Raw genomic sequence first — 17,511 nt, forward strand, 5'->3', positions numbered from 1 at the left:
AATAGAAATTTACTTTGAAAAAAATCCTGCCTTTTTTCTCTTATATATTCCACCCCATATTCATTTCGGTGTATGCTGGAATGATTTATTTATATTTAAATAGTTCGTTTTTTACAACATTAGAAGGATTCTTCCTTTTACTTCAAATAGCTTTAATAACGATTCTTATTCCTATTCTCTGTTTCTTTTTATTGCGTACAGTTGGAAAAGTTGATTCCATAATGATGGCAACTATTACACAACGTAAGTTACCATTAATTATTCAGTGTTTTTTGATTATATTATTAGTTAGAAAAACGGTTACAATAGAATATTATCCGGAATTGCATTTTTTCTTTTTGGCAGGATTATTAAGCACCGTCTTGGCAGTGGTTTTATTATTCTTTAAAATAAAAGCTAGTTTGCACATGATGGCCATTAGCTCCATAACTATTTTTGTTATTGGATTAAGTATTCATTCACAAATGGAGCAAATTAATTTGATATTCTTTTTAGTGCTGATGAATGGTTTTGTAGCTGCCTCTAGATTAGAAATGAAAGCACATACCAACATTGAATTGGTTATTGGTTTTTTTTTAGGAATGCTTCCGCAAGTACTGTTAATGCAAATTTGGTTATAAAATGTAGAACATAATTCCAATATTCAATGCATTCATATCTATAGATTCCGTACTTGTTTTAGCGGTTTTAAATAAAGAATTTAAACCATAATACACATAAACATTTAAAGAATTATATCCCGTTGAAAGATACGCCCCGTAGTGCATTTTATTAAAATCTTTGTTATTAGAAACAATAATTTTACTGTTCGATTTATCATATACAGATCTATCATAAAGTAAATAACCTAGCTTAAAACCCCCATAAATTCTCCAAAATTTATAACTTTCATACGTCGAGGATCTCCATCTAAATTCAAGAGGTACTTCTACTAAAAAATGCGAAATTTTGTTTTTACGATAATCCGTACTAATTACTTCGTAAACAGGCGTAGTATTATTTAAAGTAACCGCTAAGTTTTGATTGTAGTTATTAATTGCAAATCCCAGTCCTGGTGCAATAGCAATTGTTCTTTTTTTGTTTATCGGCATGTCTCTTAAAAAGCCAAAAGATACACCTGGAGAGAATTTATTCTGAGTTAAACCAGTAGGTTTATTTTGTAAAGTATTTAGTGTAAAACCAAAATAAAATTGATCTTCTCTATAAAGGGAATCAATTTTCTTGGTTGTCACAACATCAACTGAATTTTGCGAGAAAACGTTGATAACTGAAAACAAAAGAAATATTTTAAGAAAGAATCGCATAATTAAATTTTGTGGGATAAAATTACAAAAAAAATAGGCTTTTCGGGTTCAATAATTATAATATAAACGGTGGCATAGAATCATAAGTCACTGCTAAAAATTGATTCTTTATTTAAAGCTAGAATAAAATTAGTCTTTTTTAGTAATTTCGACCAAATCCCCACTACAAATTCTTTTTACACTTCTTTTTGACTTTCTGTCAAATAATATACGAGCGGTTAATCTATAAAAAAGGTTCTACCATAAATAGTGTGGTTTTTTTAAATTTAAGATTAAATTTTAAATTCTAAACCATTAAGAAATTTAAGATTCATTAAGCCATTATACCTTAACGAATCTTAAATTTCTTAATGGTCAGTTTGTTTTTATGCTTTATTTATTAATAGTCCCTATTTGATATAACCCACTCAATTCGTGGTAATACCATAACAATTTAGCTATGATGGGTAAAAATTACACAGTTTCATTTCCAAATTACACAGTTTTTACACTATCTACTAAATAACACTTTTATTCTAAGTGCCTGTTTTTAATAGCATTAAGCAGTTTGACTTCTTTGTTATACAAAACGGTACGGTTCTTTCCTTTAACCTTATCATCAAACAAGTATAAATAAATTACATATTAAATATCATGAAAAAATTAATTTTATCCGCAGCTATCGTATTAGGGAGTTTATCAACATTTGCTCAAGCTGCTCCACCTTCTCCTCAAGCTGCTCAAGATTCAACTGCAGTAGTTGTAAAAGATGAATTTACCGAAATCAAATTAGAAGAAATTCCTGAAGCTGTCACAACTGCATTGAAGACTTCATTCTCAGCAGCTGTTGTAGATAAAGCCTATGTGAACGAAAAGAAAGAGTACAAATTAGACGTAACAGTAGGAGAAAGAAAAGGAAATCTTTGGGTAGACGAAAACGGAAAATGGATTCAAAAATAATCCCAAACAAAAACATCGTAAAGAACATTTTAAAAAACATTTAAATTCAAAATAGCATGAAAAAGTTAATTTTATCAGCAGCCATCATTTTAGGAAGTTTCACAACATTTGCTCAAGCTGTTGAATCTACACCAGTAGAACAACAAGCAAAAGTTCAAGACGAGTACACCGAAATCAGCATGGATAAATTACCAGAAGCAGTTACAAAAGCGACTGAAGCTACTTACCCAGGTTCAAAAATTAAGGCAGCGTACATGAATAAGCAAAATCAATATAAGTTAGAATTGACAGTCAAAGACCAGAGTGCTACTGTTTTTGCGGATGCCGATGGGAACTGGATTACTAAATAAAGATTAATCTTTTTTTAATCAAGAGCGATTGTTTTAAAAACAATCGCTCTTTTTTGCATAATATTATGAATATCCAATTTTAATAACTTTATTTTAGCAGTAAAGTTTAGAAATACATGAAAACGATTTTATTAATTGAGGATGATGTTTCATTTTGTAAATTATTAGAAAAATTTCTAATAAAAAACGGGTATGAAATAGCAACAGCTTTCTCAGCTGATGAGGCTAGAAATAAAATCAAAACAACCCGATACGATCTCATTATTACCGATTTAAGACTTCCCGACACCGATGGAATTGCTCTTATGTCTGAAATTAAAATGCAGTTTGCAGACATTCCCGTTATTTTGATGACAGGATATTCAGAAGTGAGCACTGCGGTAAAGGCGATGAAAAATGGAGCAGCCGATTATCTTTCGAAACCTTTCAATCCCGACGAAGTACTTTTGGTCATTGCTAATGTCTTTCAAGAATCAAAAAAAGAAATCCCTTCAAAAGCCATTCTAAAACCCAAAAAAAAATCCAATACCCCTGCAGCCGAATTTGTCAAAGGAATTTCCAAAGCTTCGTTGCAACTAGCCGAATATATTGAGTTGGTTGGACCTACCGCTATGTCCGTTTTGATTACGGGCGAAAGTGGAACAGGAAAAGAGGTAATTGCTAAAAACATCCACCAAATAAGCTCCAGAAATGCTGATAATTTTATTGCAGTAGATTGTGGTTCGATTCCCAAAGAATTGGCAGCAAGTGAGTTTTTTGGTCATGTAAAAGGATCTTTCACAGGGGCCAACAATGATAAAATTGGTTTTTTTGAGGCTGCTAATAATGGTACTCTTTTTTTGGATGAAATAGGAAATCTTTCGTATGAAAATCAGATCCAATTGCTGCGTGCTTTGCAGGAACGCAAAATCAAACCAGTTGGAAGCAACAAAGAAATTGCTGTCGATATTCGCATTATTTCGGCTACAAATGAGGATTTGCGAGAAGCAGTTAAAAAAGGAGATTTTAGAGAAGATTTATACCATCGTATTAATGAATTTTCCATTCATTCACCGTCTTTAGTAGAAAGAGAAGCCGATTTAATTATGTTTGCCGATTTTTTTCTCGAAAAAGCCAATGAAGAGCTAAACAAACAGGTCATCGGTTTTTCATCAGAAGTGAGTGCTATTTTTCAAAAATACAAATGGCCTGGCAACCTTCGCGAACTGAAAAACTGTGTCAAGCGAGCCACCCTTTTGACCAAAGGTGATTTTATTGAAAAAACAAGCTTACCCCTTGAGTTTTTTCTAGATCAGAATAATGCATCACTCGATTTGTCGTTATCTAAAAGCGAAAAAGACACTATTTTGGATGCATTAGACCAAACTGACAATAATAAATCAGAAGCTGCTAAATTACTTCAAATTACTCGCAAAACGCTATACAACAAACTCAAACGCTACGAAATTGATTAGTTGATTTCCTTTTTCAACAATTCAAAAAGAGTCATTATTTTTGGTTTTACCGTTTCGAAAAGGCTTGTAATTTCGGCTAAACTATTGTCTTTTAATTCCAATTGATCCAATATCACACTAATTTCATGAGCCCGAATCTGTTTGAACATCGGATTCATTTTATGTGCACTATTTTTACTTTCGGCCTGATTTCCGAGAATAATAGCTTGTTCTAAAGTTTTCAAATTATCAGCAGTACTATCCATAAACGACTGAATGACTTCTATTAGCGATTCCTTTTCATTGGGCAAAAAAGCTTTAATATTATCTAAAGTATAGGTTTCATGAGGCATTTTGGGCTCAATTACATTAGCAGCATGCGCAACTTCTTCTCTATTTACAATGGCTTCTACAATTTGAATGAGTGTTGTGGGCGAATAAGGTTTATGTATTACAGTTGTAAAGCCCCTCTTTCTATATCCGTCTAAATCAAGATCGTTTTTACCCGTAATAGCAATTACAGCTTGGTTCTTATAGTTTGTATTAGCCCTCTTTTTCAGTTCTTGAACAAAAGAGAAACCATCCATTATAGGCATTTGAATATCCGTAAGAATACAATCAAAAGAGTTGTTTGCTATCCAGTCTAAAGCGTCTGTTGCCAATGTAAAAGGGATTGGAACAAACTGATTTTGTTTGAGTACTTCGGCAGTTAATTTCAATAAATTAACATCGTCATCAATAACAACTACCTTAACTTGCGTTGGTAGATAAGTACTTAACGAAGCGTTTTTCATACTAACGGCTTCATCAAAAAACAATGGCATTTCGATTTTAATCGTAGTTCCTTTTCCCAATTCGCTGCTAAGACTCAAATCGCCACCTAGGATATGTGCTATTTTTTTAGAAATGGTCAAGCCCAATCCTGTACCACCATATTCTTTTTCAATATGTTCGTTGGCTTGGGTAAATTCTTCAAAAATCAATTGCTGGCTTTGTTCAGCAATCCCGATTCCAGAATCTTCAACAAGAATTGTAATGGTTTTCAAAGATGAATTGATGGACGCTTCAATCTTTATAAATCCTTTCTCGGTAAATTTGAAAGAATTTCCAATAACATTAGTGATTATTTGTCGGAGTCGAAAAGGATCGCCAATGATGTTTTGCTGCAGTTCGGGACTAATGTTTAACGTCAGTTCTATGGATTTACTTTGATAAACAGATGAAATACTTTCGGCGACTTCCCCAATTATTTTGGGCAATGAAAAAGAAACCTTTTCGACCGCGATTTTCCCAGCTTCTATTTGAGTAAAATCTAATAAATCCTGCACTAATTGCGCAATATAATTAGAAGAACCTTTTACATTTTCTACAAAATGTTGTTGTTTATTATTGAGTGGTGTATTGGTCAGCAGTTCAGTATAACCAATGATGGTGCTCAGTGGCGTTTTCAAATCATGACTAACAGTTGCGATAAGTTGCTCCCGACTGCTTAGGATTTTTTGAGTATTTGCATTGGCCGCTTCCAGTTGTTTTTTATATAATTGACTTTTTGAAAAATCATTCAAAATAATAATTAAAAACAACAAAGCGAGCAAAAGACCAATAATGGCCGCAGTTGTTACAATCTGATTTGTTTTTCCGAGGGACTTTTCTCGGTCAAGATAACTTTCAGTCGAGTTTTTTATAATTTCAGTTTCGATAACTGTCAATACTTTTTGTAGTTGTTTTGAGATCAAAAGTTCGTTTTTGCTGAGTGCATTTTCCTCATTGCTCATCAATTGCTTTTTTTGCTCCGTTTTTATTTTAACTTCGTTGAGTAATTTTTTTGAAACCATCAAAATTGAATCCGTTGCTTTTTTAGTGAGCGTATTTGAACTGTCGTCTGGAATATTCTGGTTTAAATAGGATATGTATTTATTAAGCACGTCTCGTTGATACGACCCCATTTGAGAGGGATGTTTTACAAAATCTTTGATTTCTAGTTTTCGCAAAGAAGCTTCCATTTTGGTCAAATCGACAATCGCATTCGTTACCGCAGTTTCTCCTTCAGTTCTATTTTTAATAGACTTTAATTTTTCAATATTTTTTGTTTTTTTGGTCAACAAAACTTTAACACTATCCAGTAAAATGATTTGATTTTGGCTCGGCAAATGCCTTTTTAGTGAATCGATAGTGATGTATAACGCACTACTTTTGTCCAGATATTTTTTAAAATTACTGGCTTTATTAGATTGGATGGCTACTCGAGCCAAATTTTCTGTCTTGTTGATTTCAGTAAGCAAATTACTTACTTTTAAAATGGTACTACTTTCTAATACATTTTCTTTTTGGGTATTGGCAAAATGTTTGTTTTCGGCGTATAAGAACCAAACCACACTAATAAAAAGGGCTATTATTATCAAGTAACCTATGAGATACTTTACTGGGATGTAATTCTTTTTATCCATTCTCAAAGATAAAAATTAGAAGAATAGACTATTGATAAAGTTGTAGACTTTATGTTTTCTTTAAGTGTATTTTGCACGATTTCAATTGATTATTTCTTTGAACATACTTAATTTTGTTCATTTTCCATAATCGAAGTGATTGAAGTGATTGAAGTGATTGAATCCAACATTAAAATGACAAAACATAAGTCATACCAAAACTTACTGTTTAATTTTGTGCAAAATAACTTTAAGGAATCCATTATTAAAATTTACTCCTAGCTTACTCCAATATCGTTTTCAAATCTTGTCGGTATTGGTAGGCGCTTTGTCCTGTAAATTCTTTGAATGACTTATTAAAGTGACTAAAATTATTAAATCCACATTCTATACATACTTCAGCGACACCAATGGTTTTCTCAGCAAGAAGTTTAGAAGCGTGTACCAATCTATAATCGTTTACAAATTTTACAAATGTTTTATTAGTCGCTTTCTTAAAAAACCGGCAAAATGAGGGAACTGTCATAAAAACCAAGGTTGCAACCTCCTCTAAACTAATATTTTCTTGAAAATGATCTTTCACAAAATTATAAACAACATTGATGCGATCATTGTCTTGCATTTGTATTTCTAATGAAATTCCTTCTGCGTTCAGAATGACACTTTCATCAGATTGATCTAATTCGTTTAGGATTTCCAACAAATTTAGTAATTTAACTAGTTGAGATTGTTCCTCAAGCGCTTCGATTTTTTTGCCAATTGTATTTTTTGTTTTTCCAACAAATGACATTCCTAATTTAGCTTGGTTGAACAAATTTTTAATATTCGTCATTTCTGATATATCAAAAAAATCAGTGCCAAGAAAATCGGGTTTCATTTGAATTACCGTTTCTTTTTTATTTCTGGAAACTTCATTAGTAAATCCGCAATGAGGCAAATTACTTCCTATAAGTAATAAATCCCCATCATTAAAATAGGACAGATGACTTCCGACTTGTCGTTTTCCAGAACCTCCATTTATATAAACCAATTCAATTTCAGGATGATAATGCCAGTATGCTATTTTATTGTTGTCATTATTATCATATTTAGTAATTGAAAAGGAACTTCCAAAAGTAGGTGTAATTATTTCTAAATTAGGCAGTATAGGTCTCATAATATAATTGTTAATAATTTATACAAATTTACAAAACATTGCGAATTTATTAATATTTTTAACCTTAATCGTTTTCGTTAAAGGTAAAATAGCATGTTTTTATGAAAATAATACAAAGTTATCAATGACGTAAATGAAGTAATTTAGTACTAGTTAAAATCAAGTATGAATTTAAATTTAACGACAATGAAAAAGATTTTAAAAATTAGTTTAGTTATGGTTGGTATAGTATCAACACTAAACGCAAATGCGACAAATTCAACCTTATTAATGAATTTGAAAAAAGTAGAAGGTAAGAAAGTGAGTTTCACTTTGAATGACATGAAATCAGTAAATTTATCTATCTATGATAGTAATGACGATTTAATCTTTAAAGAGGATTTAACCGGAAAAAAATCATTTAGAACGTATGATTTAGCATCATTTCCAGAAGGAGAATATTATATGGTAACAGAAAATGACCTCAAAATTTCAAAATATAAATTAGAAATAAAAGGTGGTCTTGCGATTCTATCTCCAGAAGCTATTTCTGAAGTATTCAAACCCGTATTTGACTATTCAACAGAATATGGAATGCTAACAATTAATCTAGAAAAAAATGCAAAAACACCGGTTATGGTAAGTATTTATGATAGTAATAGAGAATTATTGTACAGTAAAACGAATTCCTCTAATGAAATTACTAACAAAGTTTTTAATTTAAAAAAACTAAAAGGTGAAGAATGTACTTTTTATGTTTCCTATAGTGGTAAAACTTTTGAAAAAAGTTTCACTCTTTAAAGAGTATTTAAATTTTAATAATATAAAAACAGGCTATAAAAAGCCTGTTTTTTTTATGCCTTATTATTTGGCAATTCAGAATCTAATGAAATAAATACAATTGAATTTATCATAAGCTAACCTCTTTGTTGCTATTTCAATTCAAAACTTATTTTTTACTATTCTTCTCAGTAAGCATCATGTATTTTTTTATTTCTGCATCTGAAATCTTTGGATTTGCTCCTTCATGCCCAGCCACTAAAGCTCCTACTGCACAAGCATAATTCAATGATTTTTGAGGAGATTTTCCTTTAAGCAATCTAACCGTTAATGTTGCTAAAAAAGAATCGCCTGCACCAACAGTATCAACTACCTTTATAAAATAGCCACTATTGTAATAAAATTTATTATTAGTATACAAAACTGCTCCAAAAGCTCCCTTGGTGACACAAACTTGATTTGAATTTGTTTTTTCAGCTATAAATTTGATGTTCTGCTCAAAAGAATTATATGGCGAATTTAATTTGCGACTTATTTCCCACAGCTCTTCATCATTCAATTTGATAAAATCGGCCTTTGACATCAATTCAATTAGCACTTCGGATGTATAATAGGGAGCCCTTAGATTGGCATCGAGCACTTTATACTTCGCTTTTTCCAACAAAGCAAATAAAGTTGATCTGGATATTTCGTCTCTACAAATCAAGCTTCCAAAAATAAAAACATCCGATTCAGAAACCTTTTTAATCATTTCATTTGTAAGTGCAATTTTGTCCCAAGAAGAAGGGTACATGATGTCATAAGAAGCATTTCCTTTTTCATTAATCATTACATTGACAACTCCCGTTTTATATTCCTGACCCACTTGAATGGAATCTGGACTAATCTTTTGATTCTTTAAAAATGAAAGTATCTCATCTCCATCTACATCTTTACCAATGCGACTTATCATCGTTGTATTTATACCTAAAGAATTCATCCTTAGCGCCACATTTAATGGTGCTCCTCCAATTTTTTTATGTGTTGGAAAAACATCCCATAAGACCTCACCAAAGCAAACCGCTTTAAAAGAATTTTTTTTATCCATCTTTTTTAAAATTTAAACTTTTAAAGGGCAAGTATAACCTGCCCAATAAAATTACTAACCAACAAACTATTATTATTTTTATTGCTATTTTGTATTTAAATAATCTATCGAATTACGGTAGATTCCTTTAATATTAGACGCGTAAGTATTTATGCTACCATCATTGATAGCCCATTCCATACCTCCAACACCTATTGCTATTATGGTTCCTGCATAAACTGAATTCGATTTGAACTCAATAATACCGGGGCAACATTCATCAGTTACTCCAGACCAAACCGCAAGAACTTTACCACCATAAAGGTTTTCAAATTCTGCAAACTGTCCTTTTTGATGTCCTGGTCCTAACAAAGGCCCTAAATCCCATAGATTATTATGATCTTCCTTGTATCCTCCATTATTTATTGGGAAATATCCATTAGAATCAGTTGAAATCACTTGAGTAAAGTTATAAATAGGGCTGTTTCTTTGATCATTTTGAAAATTAACACCACCATCAATTCCCCAAGTTCCTCCATCGACAAATCCAATTCCGTTACTTTTAATGGTTAAAAGTCCACTTTTGTCACGACCTATAACTTCAGCATAACTAGTTGCCATACCGCCTAAAAGTATTTTACCCCCTTCAACAAGATATTGAGTCAATACATTCTTTTTATCTAAACTTACTTTTGGCAAAGCAGATGTTCCCTGTGTATCATAAAAAAAGAAAACTACATTCACTGTTTTTAAAGAATTGATAGTTAAATCAGAAAATGGAATGAATACAAATCTACTACCATAGGTATCTTTCGCCCATTGAGCAGCCGCTTTTACATCATCATCAGCAATGTTTTCAATGGATGACACATCACTTACAAAAGCGATCTGATTTGGTAACACACGTGCATTTATAATATAATGCCTCGTTTTCCCCCCAGATAAAGCAGTCAGCTCAAGAGGGTTACTTAAGTTAACCGTAGATCCTGTAGCTGGACTAACGGTAACACCTTCTGGGCTTTTTATATTCAATACAACTGAATTTATATTCGTTTCAGAAGGCAAAACAAAGTTTATAACTCCAGACAAATTATCAACAGTGGCGCTTGTATTACCTATTTTAATCGATTCAATTATATTCAACGTACTTGGTAATTGGTCGTCATAATTGAGACGTTCTTCACATGAGTATGTCATTGTTGCTATTACTAGCAACAATACATACTTCAGTTGAAATGTATTTTTAAATATATTTTTCATAGTATAATTTTTGAAATTAATTAATCGTTGTTGATGCTATATAAGTAATCAATAATATTTTTTGTAAAAACTTTAATATTATTTTGATAAGCATTTACAGTACCATTTGAATTCCATTCGTAACCCACAATAGTATTTGAAATTGTAAAAATGTGTCCTTTGAAATCTTTAGGTATTTGAGAATCAAATGAGGCATCATTTGTCAAATCCGTTCTTTTGAATTCAACAGCTCCATAACCAAAAGCATCACCAATATGCCTTAATGTACCGTATTTTGTAGCTGTTAAGGTTTTCTCAAATTTCACTGCAGCATCGGAACCACAACAGCTTGGATTTAGAATACCGTCAAAGTGTTGCCACCATATTAATCTAACTTCTCTATTGGCACTATTTTGTAATGGTAAATACTCGTTACCCGCTCCTCCTTCAAAAGTTAAACCTTTAAAAATTGCGTCATTACGTCTGTTTCCAGAATTGTTCGTATCTCTCATTCCTAATCCCCAAATATCATCCGCAGGTTTACCAGTATCATAACATCCAGATGCTCCAGCGCAACCAAATTCAGAGAAAACATAATTTCCTGGGGCCCTTGCAGCTCCAAAATTAGCTGGAACTCTTCCTAAAGAAAATATAAATGGACTAGGATCACCTGCAATAAGCATATCTCCACCACCTTTGACCCAAGATTTAAGAACATTGGCTTGAGAAGCACCCGACCTTAATGCTGCAGGTAACATTGTTGAAACATTTGTTGCTGTAGCTGAGAATCCTTGGTCTTCTTTCGGTGTTAAATAATATAACATAGCCACTTTTACATCACCAATGTTTAGAGCTGAAATATCTGCAATTTTGATGTATTTAAAATTAGCTCCATAAGTGCTTTGCATCCAGGTTGCAGCTGCTTTTGCATCGTCGTCAACCAAAGAATTAATATCATTTTCTAAGCCTAAAAAAGCATATTTTGTAGGAGCAATTGACTCCACAGTCACGTTATATACTTTAGTTAGATTTTCTTTGTTTTTAACCGTATAAGTAACTTTACCCGTGCTAAAGTTTTGTGCTACTCCAGAAGCAGGAATTACCGTTTGATCTGCAGGTAATGTAATTACCGGTGACAAACTAGATAAGTTTGATCCCGGAGGTAAAATAACCACGATTGAATTTGCAGCATTATCAATAATACCAACAGTTCCATTAATTACAAAGGAATCAATTCTTGGTGCTTGTATTTGTGTAACTGTTACAGTATATTGTTTGGCCGTGTATCCGTTATTGGACAAAACAGTATATATTGCTGGAGAAGAAAAATTTCTAGCAACTCCAGAATCTACATCTACGGTAGTTCCACCCGCAATCACAAATGAAGGAGCCAAATTACTTAAATCACCATCTTGACTTCCAATCTCAACTGCGATCGTTTTATTTACTTCATCAATAATACCTGTTTTACCAGCAATAGAAAACGAAAGTATTTTTGGGTCGCCATAGGCGCCAATACTAGCAGTATAGGTTCTGTGGGAGCCATTTGTAGAAACCACTTCAAATGTTACTGGACCAGCACTAAAATCAATTGTTGATCCTGTATTTGGAGTTACAGTAGCAGATTCTGGAAGTCTAATTTCAGGTTTAACATTTTTCAAATCCGTTCCTGAAGGTAAAGTCATCGTAATCGTCCCGATTGTATGATTTATTTCTGCATACTTAGTACCTACTTTAAAAGATTGAATAATAGATTGGGTATAATCTGGAACAGAGTCTGAAAAATTATCGTCTTTTGTACATGAAATTACTGCAAAGATAATCATCATAAAGGCTAATGCCATTTTATAAATAGACAGTTGATTTTTTATTGTTTTCATATTTTTATAATATTTGGTTAGTTTTTAATTAGTATCCGGTTCTTTGTTTATATACTCCTGCACTTGCATCAATTTCGATTTGTGGTATAGGCAAATATTGTTCGTGAGCTTGTAATGAAGCAGATTGTAAATAGGTACGACGTGTCTTTTCAACTTGAATGTATGCGTTACAATATTGCTCAGCGATACCCCATCTTACCAAATCATAAAAACCATGACCTTCATTGGCTAATTCCAATCTGCGCTCCATTCTAAGTGCTTTTCTAGCAACATCTTGAGACAAACTCAATGGGTACAGATTTATCAAATAATTGGCTGCATTTTGAGATGGTTTATTGAAATCTTTTACATATGGTGAGTTTTTGGCTCTATTTCTTATTTCATTAATAATAGCAACCCCACCAGAAACATTTGAGTTTCCTTCGATTAAAGCTTCCGCTTTCCATAATAATAAATCGCTGTATTTAATAATTGGAAAGTCTAAATTTCCTAATGCCCAAGGGAATCCAGTAGGATTTGAAGCTAGTCCGTTTGAATTTGGAGAAATCACATTTTTCTTAACCAAGAAAGAGCCATAAGTTGCTGGATCTCTATTCCAATCCGCTTGCTGTGGTCTTGCTGCCCAATCTTTCCAAGTAATTCCTGTTCTTCCAATTTCATGATCCAATCTTGGATCAACCAAGTCTGTTGCTGTAACATTTGCGTTGTTATAACTATCAATTAGAGGAAGTCCATCGGCACCCACTTTATATGCGTTTACAAGATTTTGTGAAGGCTTATCAAAATCATCACCATTGAGATAAGGATTTTTTATATCATCACCAGGACTATCAGGTGCATTTAATAAATTTCCAAAATTTAGATTACCATATTGAGAACCATCATTAATAGAATATTGTATTGCAAATATATTTTCACGATTTCCATAACCTGGAATGGAATATAATTTTTCAAGATCCGTAACTAATCCATATTTTCCGGAGTTAATTACATAGTTTGCACTAATGATAGCTTCTGGCCATTTTTTTTGAAAAACTTGTGCTTTACATAAATAAGCATAAGCCACCACTTTGTTTATTCTTCCTAACTCCGTTTGAGAATCTGGCAAAAGTGCAATAGCGTCTTTTAAATCACCTTCTACTTTTGACCACATAAAGCCAGAGTCAAAATTATTTGCAATTTGATTAATTTGATTCGCAGGGGTGTTTTCATCATACCAAACAATGGAACCAAAGTTTTTAATAGCTTCAAAATAAAAATGCGCTCTTAAAACTTTTAATTCTCCAATTCTTTCTTTCTTATTAGGGAATTTGGTTTCGTCTATTGTATTTATAGCTCTTAAAGCTGAATCTACTCGTTTTATTCCAAAATAAATGGCTCTCCAAACATTATACGCATTTTCACTAGATGGAAACAGATCGTGTGTTTCTAGTTGATGCATTCCTCCTCCAGGATTATCACCAGTTCCACCACCACCTTTATAGGCATCACCACAACGAATGTCGCTTGTAGCCCAATTGGAAGGAGCATGGTCAAAAGGCCATAAATCTCTGAATTCACCTGTATTGTAACGATAATCAAGGGCGCTATAGGCCGCTATCACTAATTGTTCTGGGTTAATATTATCTTGAGATAATACATTATTTTCTTTTACATTTAAATCACTGTCATTGACACAGGAAAGCAATTGCATGCTTATTATTAAAGTAAAAACTATTTTAAATTTCGTTTTCATATGTTGATATTTATTGTTTTTTATTTGTCATATGTAATTCGCATATCATTAATTGGTGTTTACGACCAATTTGCGGTTATGCTCATTTCATATTTTATATTTTAAAAATTAGCATTAATACCAAAAGTGATCGACTTTGAATGTGGAATTCCATATCCTGCCACACCAATACCTCCAGCACTTAATCCAGAAACTTCATAATCAAATCCGGTAAATGAGGTTAGAGAAAACAAATTTTGACCTACTAGGTAAAATCGTAACTTGTTCATTCCTAATATTTTTGTGAATGCATTATCAAAATTATATCCTATTGTTATCGTTTTCAGTCTAACATAAGAACCGTCTTCAACAAAATAACTAGAAGCTTGTAATTCATTGTTACTGTTTAAAGTCGATAAAGCAGGGATATTTGAATTGGCTTTACTCGGTGTCCAAGCATCTAAAGTATTGGTGCTATGATTAAAACTAAAATAATCAAAATCACCTATTGCTCTTTGTGCATTATACAAGTCATTTCCTTGTTTACCATCAAAATATAAGGACAAATCAAATCCTTTATAAGAAGAATATAGGTTGATCCCATAAATAAAATCGGGATGTGGATTTCCAATGATTGTTCTGTCAAATTGATCAATTTTACCATCAAGATTAACATCTCTGTATCTTATTTTACCCAATGCTTTTCCAGGTTGATCAGCATGAACCGCAACTTCTTCTGGAGTTCTAAAGATACCATCGGCAATTAATCCGTAAAAAGAAGCAATTGGCGCACCTTTTTTAGTTATTGACACTCCATTAAGTAGGAAATTCGAATCGGTATCTAAACTTTCTACGTTATTTTTATACGTAGAGAAATTGAAATCTACACCATATTTGAACTCATTTGCCGGATTGCTTTTGTAACTCAACACGGCTTCAAATCCTTTGTTGCTAACCGATCCTGCATTAATTAGAGGCGGTTGGCTTTCACCGTTTACTGATAAAGCAATTGGTCTTAGGATTAAATCATTGGTAGTTTTTATGTAGAAATCAGATTGTAGAGTAACTCTTTCTCTAAAAAAACCTAAATCAAATCCAACGTTGTATTGTTCAGTTGACTCCCATTTAAGATCAGGATTTGCTTGGCGCGATTGTAATACTCCACTAGCCGCTCCAATCCCTGTTCCACTGATGTTATAATCTGAAAATTCAACTACATTACCCACAGTGTTGTCTACATAACTTGAAAGATAGGAGTAATCAGCTATTTGATCATTTCCATTTACACCCCAAGAAGCTCTCAATTTTAAATTAGAAACATACTTATTTTCCATTAAAAATTTCTCGTTTCTTGCGTTCCAAGCTAAGGAAGCCGAAGGGAAAATACCATATTTATTATTTTGCCCAAAACGAGAGGAACCATCTCTTCTTAGCGTTCCCGAAACAATATAGCGGTCATCAAAAACGTATTTAAGAGAACCAAATTGTGAAATTTTAAAGCTTTCTACTTTTCCTAAAATTGTTTTAAACTGTGCATTATTATTTACTACGTAACCCGCAGGGTTTGTAATGTTAACTCCGTTGATTTGATTGTTATGAAAATTTTCTTCTCTAGCTGAATTTTCAACACCACCCAATAATGAAAATCTATGTTTCCCAAATTCTTTATCATATTTTATGGTATTGGTAAAAATGGTTGCTAGGTAATCATTATCCACGTCATCAGTAGTAATATTATTAAAAACAGAAGGGATTACGCCGTTTCCAGAAAAAGCTTGCGTTGCAGTGTTAAATCTAAAAGTACCTTTATCAAAATTTAAAGTCGAATTGAACACCAAGCCATCAATTATTTTAAAATCTAAATAAGCATTCCCTAAAAACCTTTGATTCTTTTGCTTGTTATTTCTATTACTCCATAAATTTGCTACAGTGTTGGGTTTATCTTGCAGACCACCAGTTATTAAAGTAGCATAATCTCCAAGATTAGAATATACTGGAAGCAATGGATTTTGAAGAATTGAATTCTCAAATTCATTCGCTTTTACTTCATTAAATTTAGAATACAAGAAATTTTCACCTATTGTCAGTCTATCATTAAATAATTTATATGAAGTATTAATCCTAGCATTGAAACGGTCATAACTCGTATATCTTTGGATACCATTATCTTCAGAATAGCTTAATTGAGTGTATAAGCTTAAGTTTTCAGTTCCTTTTCTGTATCCAAAATCGGTGTTGGTCGAAAAAGAATCATTTGTTATCGCATCCACCCAATTGGTATTCGCTGCTGTTTGCAATTTATTTGGATCAAGATACTGTGGAATAGTAAAACCAGAACCATTATTGATCAAAACTGGATGAGTTGGAGATGCTATTCCAGCGCCTAATTGTGCTTGGTATTCTACATCCGCCCATTGTTGTGAATTCAATAAACTGATTTTATCTCTTAATCGATTCACCGTTACTTCGGACTTGAAAGTAAATTCAGAAACACCTTTTTTACCTTTTTTAGTCGTAACTATAATAACTCCATTTGCAGCAGAAGTTCCATAAATAGCTGCAGATGCTCCATCTTTTAACACCTGAATTGATTCTATTTCTTCAGGATTTAACGAGGATGAGCTGGTAGTTTGAACTCCGTCAATAACCCATAGAGGTGCAGATCCACTGGTTACAGTAGTTAATCCCCTAATTAATATTTGAGAATCATTCCCTCCTGGCGTTCCTCCAGAATTTATTTGCAAACCTGCCACTCTACCCTGCAAAGCAGTTAAAATATTTGGGCTAGATTCTTGAGCAAGGTCAGCTACTTTAACAATCGAAATGGCGCCTGCTAAATCTGATTTTTTTTCTTTCGTATATCCAACAACAATAACTTCTGAAAGTGTGTTTGCACTAGATTGTAATTTAATACTATACGTGATTTTTGAAGTTACTTTTATTTTAGCTTCTTGGAAACCAATATAGGTAACAATCAAATTAGTTCCTTCATCAGCGGTAATTTTAAAACTACCATCTATATCCGTTGTGGTCACATTTTTTGTGCCTTCGACAATAATATTAGCCCCTGGCAGTGGCTCACCATCGTCTGCCAAAACTGAACCGTTTATTAGTCTTTGTTGCCCTGAAGCAATAAATACTAAGAAAAACAGACATATTGACAATATGCTTTTCTTATTTTTTAAATACTTATTTTTCATAGATTTTATTATTTTGGTTGTTAATTAATTTGAATTTGTTCGGTT

The 17,511-nt window shown here is 32.5% G+C and carries 13 protein-coding genes; 5 read left to right on the forward strand and 8 right to left on the reverse strand.

The window, feature by feature from the left end:
* Nucleotides 1-14 precede the first annotated feature (14 nt).
* Nucleotides 15-620: a hypothetical protein gene (locus E0F76_RS01015; RefSeq protein WP_132000480.1), complete on the forward strand. Its 606-nt coding sequence runs from the start codon at nucleotides 15-17 to the stop codon at nucleotides 618-620.
* Here E0F76_RS01015 and E0F76_RS01020 read toward each other — a convergent pair.
* Nucleotides 615-1,277, reverse strand: a complete 663-nt coding sequence (locus tag E0F76_RS01020; protein WP_246021946.1) for a porin family protein — start codon at nucleotides 1,275-1,277, stop codon at nucleotides 615-617. The genes E0F76_RS01015 and E0F76_RS01020 overlap by 6 nt on opposite strands.
* A gap of 660 nt (nucleotides 1,278-1,937) precedes the next feature.
* Here E0F76_RS01020 and E0F76_RS01025 point away from each other — a divergent pair.
* From E0F76_RS01025 to E0F76_RS01035, 3 genes are all read left to right on the forward strand, one after another.
* Nucleotides 1,938-2,243 carry a hypothetical protein gene (locus tag E0F76_RS01025; protein ID WP_132000482.1) on the forward strand — a complete coding sequence of 102 codons (306 nt, stop codon included), beginning with the start codon at nucleotides 1,938-1,940 and terminating at the stop codon, nucleotides 2,241-2,243.
* 56 nt (nucleotides 2,244-2,299) lie between these two features.
* Nucleotides 2,300-2,593: a hypothetical protein gene (locus tag E0F76_RS01030; protein ID WP_132000483.1), complete on the forward strand. Its 294-nt coding sequence runs from the start codon at nucleotides 2,300-2,302 to the stop codon at nucleotides 2,591-2,593.
* A gap of 116 nt (nucleotides 2,594-2,709) precedes the next feature.
* Entirely contained in the window at nucleotides 2,710-4,047 is a 1,338-nt protein-coding gene (locus E0F76_RS01035; protein WP_132000484.1) for a sigma-54-dependent transcriptional regulator, read from the forward strand.
* Here E0F76_RS01035 and E0F76_RS01040 read toward each other — a convergent pair.
* Both E0F76_RS01040 and E0F76_RS01045 read right to left on the reverse strand, forming a co-directional pair.
* Nucleotides 4,044-6,473, reverse strand: a complete 2,430-nt coding sequence (locus E0F76_RS01040; RefSeq protein ID WP_132000485.1) for a hybrid sensor histidine kinase/response regulator — start codon at nucleotides 6,471-6,473, stop codon at nucleotides 4,044-4,046. The genes E0F76_RS01035 and E0F76_RS01040 overlap by 4 nt on opposite strands.
* Nucleotides 6,474-6,735: 262 nt before the next feature.
* Entirely contained in the window at nucleotides 6,736-7,608 is an 873-nt protein-coding gene (locus tag E0F76_RS01045; RefSeq protein WP_132000486.1) for an AraC family transcriptional regulator, read from the reverse strand.
* A 186-nt stretch (nucleotides 7,609-7,794) separates the two neighbouring features.
* Between E0F76_RS01045 and E0F76_RS01050 the strand changes: the two genes are divergently transcribed.
* The gene (locus E0F76_RS01050; protein ID WP_132000487.1) at nucleotides 7,795-8,388 is read left to right on the forward strand and encodes a type 2 periplasmic-binding domain-containing protein; all 594 of its coding nucleotides are present in this window, start codon (nucleotides 7,795-7,797) and stop codon (nucleotides 8,386-8,388) included.
* 148 nt (nucleotides 8,389-8,536) lie between these two features.
* On the opposite strand, the gene E0F76_RS01055 is transcribed toward E0F76_RS01050, so the two are convergent.
* The 5 genes from E0F76_RS01055 to E0F76_RS01075 all read right to left on the reverse strand — a co-directional run bounded on the left by E0F76_RS01055 (nucleotide 8,537) and on the right by E0F76_RS01075 (nucleotide 17,466).
* A complete protein-coding gene (locus E0F76_RS01055) occupies nucleotides 8,537-9,454 on the reverse strand; it encodes a carbohydrate kinase family protein (RefSeq protein ID WP_132000488.1) in 918 nt (305 codons plus the stop codon).
* A gap of 84 nt (nucleotides 9,455-9,538) precedes the next feature.
* Nucleotides 9,539-10,693, reverse strand: coding sequence for a DUF4960 domain-containing protein (locus E0F76_RS01060; protein WP_132000489.1), 1,155 nt, complete (start codon nucleotides 10,691-10,693; stop codon nucleotides 9,539-9,541).
* A 20-nt stretch (nucleotides 10,694-10,713) separates the two neighbouring features.
* Nucleotides 10,714-12,552 carry a hypothetical protein gene (locus tag E0F76_RS01065; protein ID WP_132000490.1) on the reverse strand — a complete coding sequence of 613 codons (1,839 nt, stop codon included), beginning with the start codon at nucleotides 12,550-12,552 and terminating at the stop codon, nucleotides 10,714-10,716.
* Between the two features lie 28 nt (nucleotides 12,553-12,580).
* A complete protein-coding gene (locus tag E0F76_RS01070) occupies nucleotides 12,581-14,287 on the reverse strand; it encodes a RagB/SusD family nutrient uptake outer membrane protein (RefSeq protein ID WP_132000491.1) in 1,707 nt (568 codons plus the stop codon).
* Nucleotides 14,288-14,388: 101 nt separating this feature from the next.
* Nucleotides 14,389-17,466 (reverse strand): SusC/RagA family TonB-linked outer membrane protein, encoded by a 3,078-nt coding sequence (locus E0F76_RS01075; protein WP_132000492.1) that lies wholly within the window; start codon nucleotides 17,464-17,466, stop codon nucleotides 14,389-14,391.
* Between the last annotated feature and the right edge of the window lie 45 nt (nucleotides 17,467-17,511).

The organism is Flavobacterium cellulosilyticum (assembly GCF_004349355.1).
Classification (GTDB): Bacteria; Bacteroidota; Bacteroidia; order Flavobacteriales; family Flavobacteriaceae; genus Flavobacterium; species Flavobacterium cellulosilyticum.

What these genes read in the sequence shown, in the direction of transcription:
- E0F76_RS01025 (WP_132000482.1), top strand. Translation starts at nt 1,938, where the DNA reads ATGAAAAAATTAATTTTATCCGCAGCTATCGTATTAGGGAGTTTATCA.
- E0F76_RS01030 (WP_132000483.1), top strand. Translation starts at nt 2,300, where the DNA reads ATGAAAAAGTTAATTTTATCAGCAGCCATCATTTTAGGAAGTTTCACA.
- E0F76_RS01035 (WP_132000484.1), top strand. Translation starts at nt 2,710, where the DNA reads ATGAAAACGATTTTATTAATTGAGGATGATGTTTCATTTTGTAAATTA.
- E0F76_RS01040 (WP_132000485.1), bottom strand. Translation starts at nt 6,473, where the DNA reads ATGGATAAAAAGAATTACATCCCAGTAAAGTATCTCATAGGTTACTTG.
- E0F76_RS01045 (WP_132000486.1), bottom strand. Translation starts at nt 7,608, where the DNA reads ATGAGACCTATACTGCCTAATTTAGAAATAATTACACCTACTTTTGGA.
- E0F76_RS01050 (WP_132000487.1), top strand. Translation starts at nt 7,795, where the DNA reads ATGAAAAAGATTTTAAAAATTAGTTTAGTTATGGTTGGTATAGTATCA.
- E0F76_RS01055 (WP_132000488.1), bottom strand. Translation starts at nt 9,454, where the DNA reads ATGGATAAAAAAAATTCTTTTAAAGCGGTTTGCTTTGGTGAGGTCTTA.
- E0F76_RS01060 (WP_132000489.1), bottom strand. Translation starts at nt 10,693, where the DNA reads ATGAAAAATATATTTAAAAATACATTTCAACTGAAGTATGTATTGTTG.
- E0F76_RS01065 (WP_132000490.1), bottom strand. Translation starts at nt 12,552, where the DNA reads ATGAAAACAATAAAAAATCAACTGTCTATTTATAAAATGGCATTAGCC.
- E0F76_RS01070 (WP_132000491.1), bottom strand. Translation starts at nt 14,287, where the DNA reads ATGAAAACGAAATTTAAAATAGTTTTTACTTTAATAATAAGCATGCAA.
- E0F76_RS01075 (WP_132000492.1), bottom strand. Translation starts at nt 17,466, where the DNA reads ATGAAAAATAAGTATTTAAAAAATAAGAAAAGCATATTGTCAATATGT.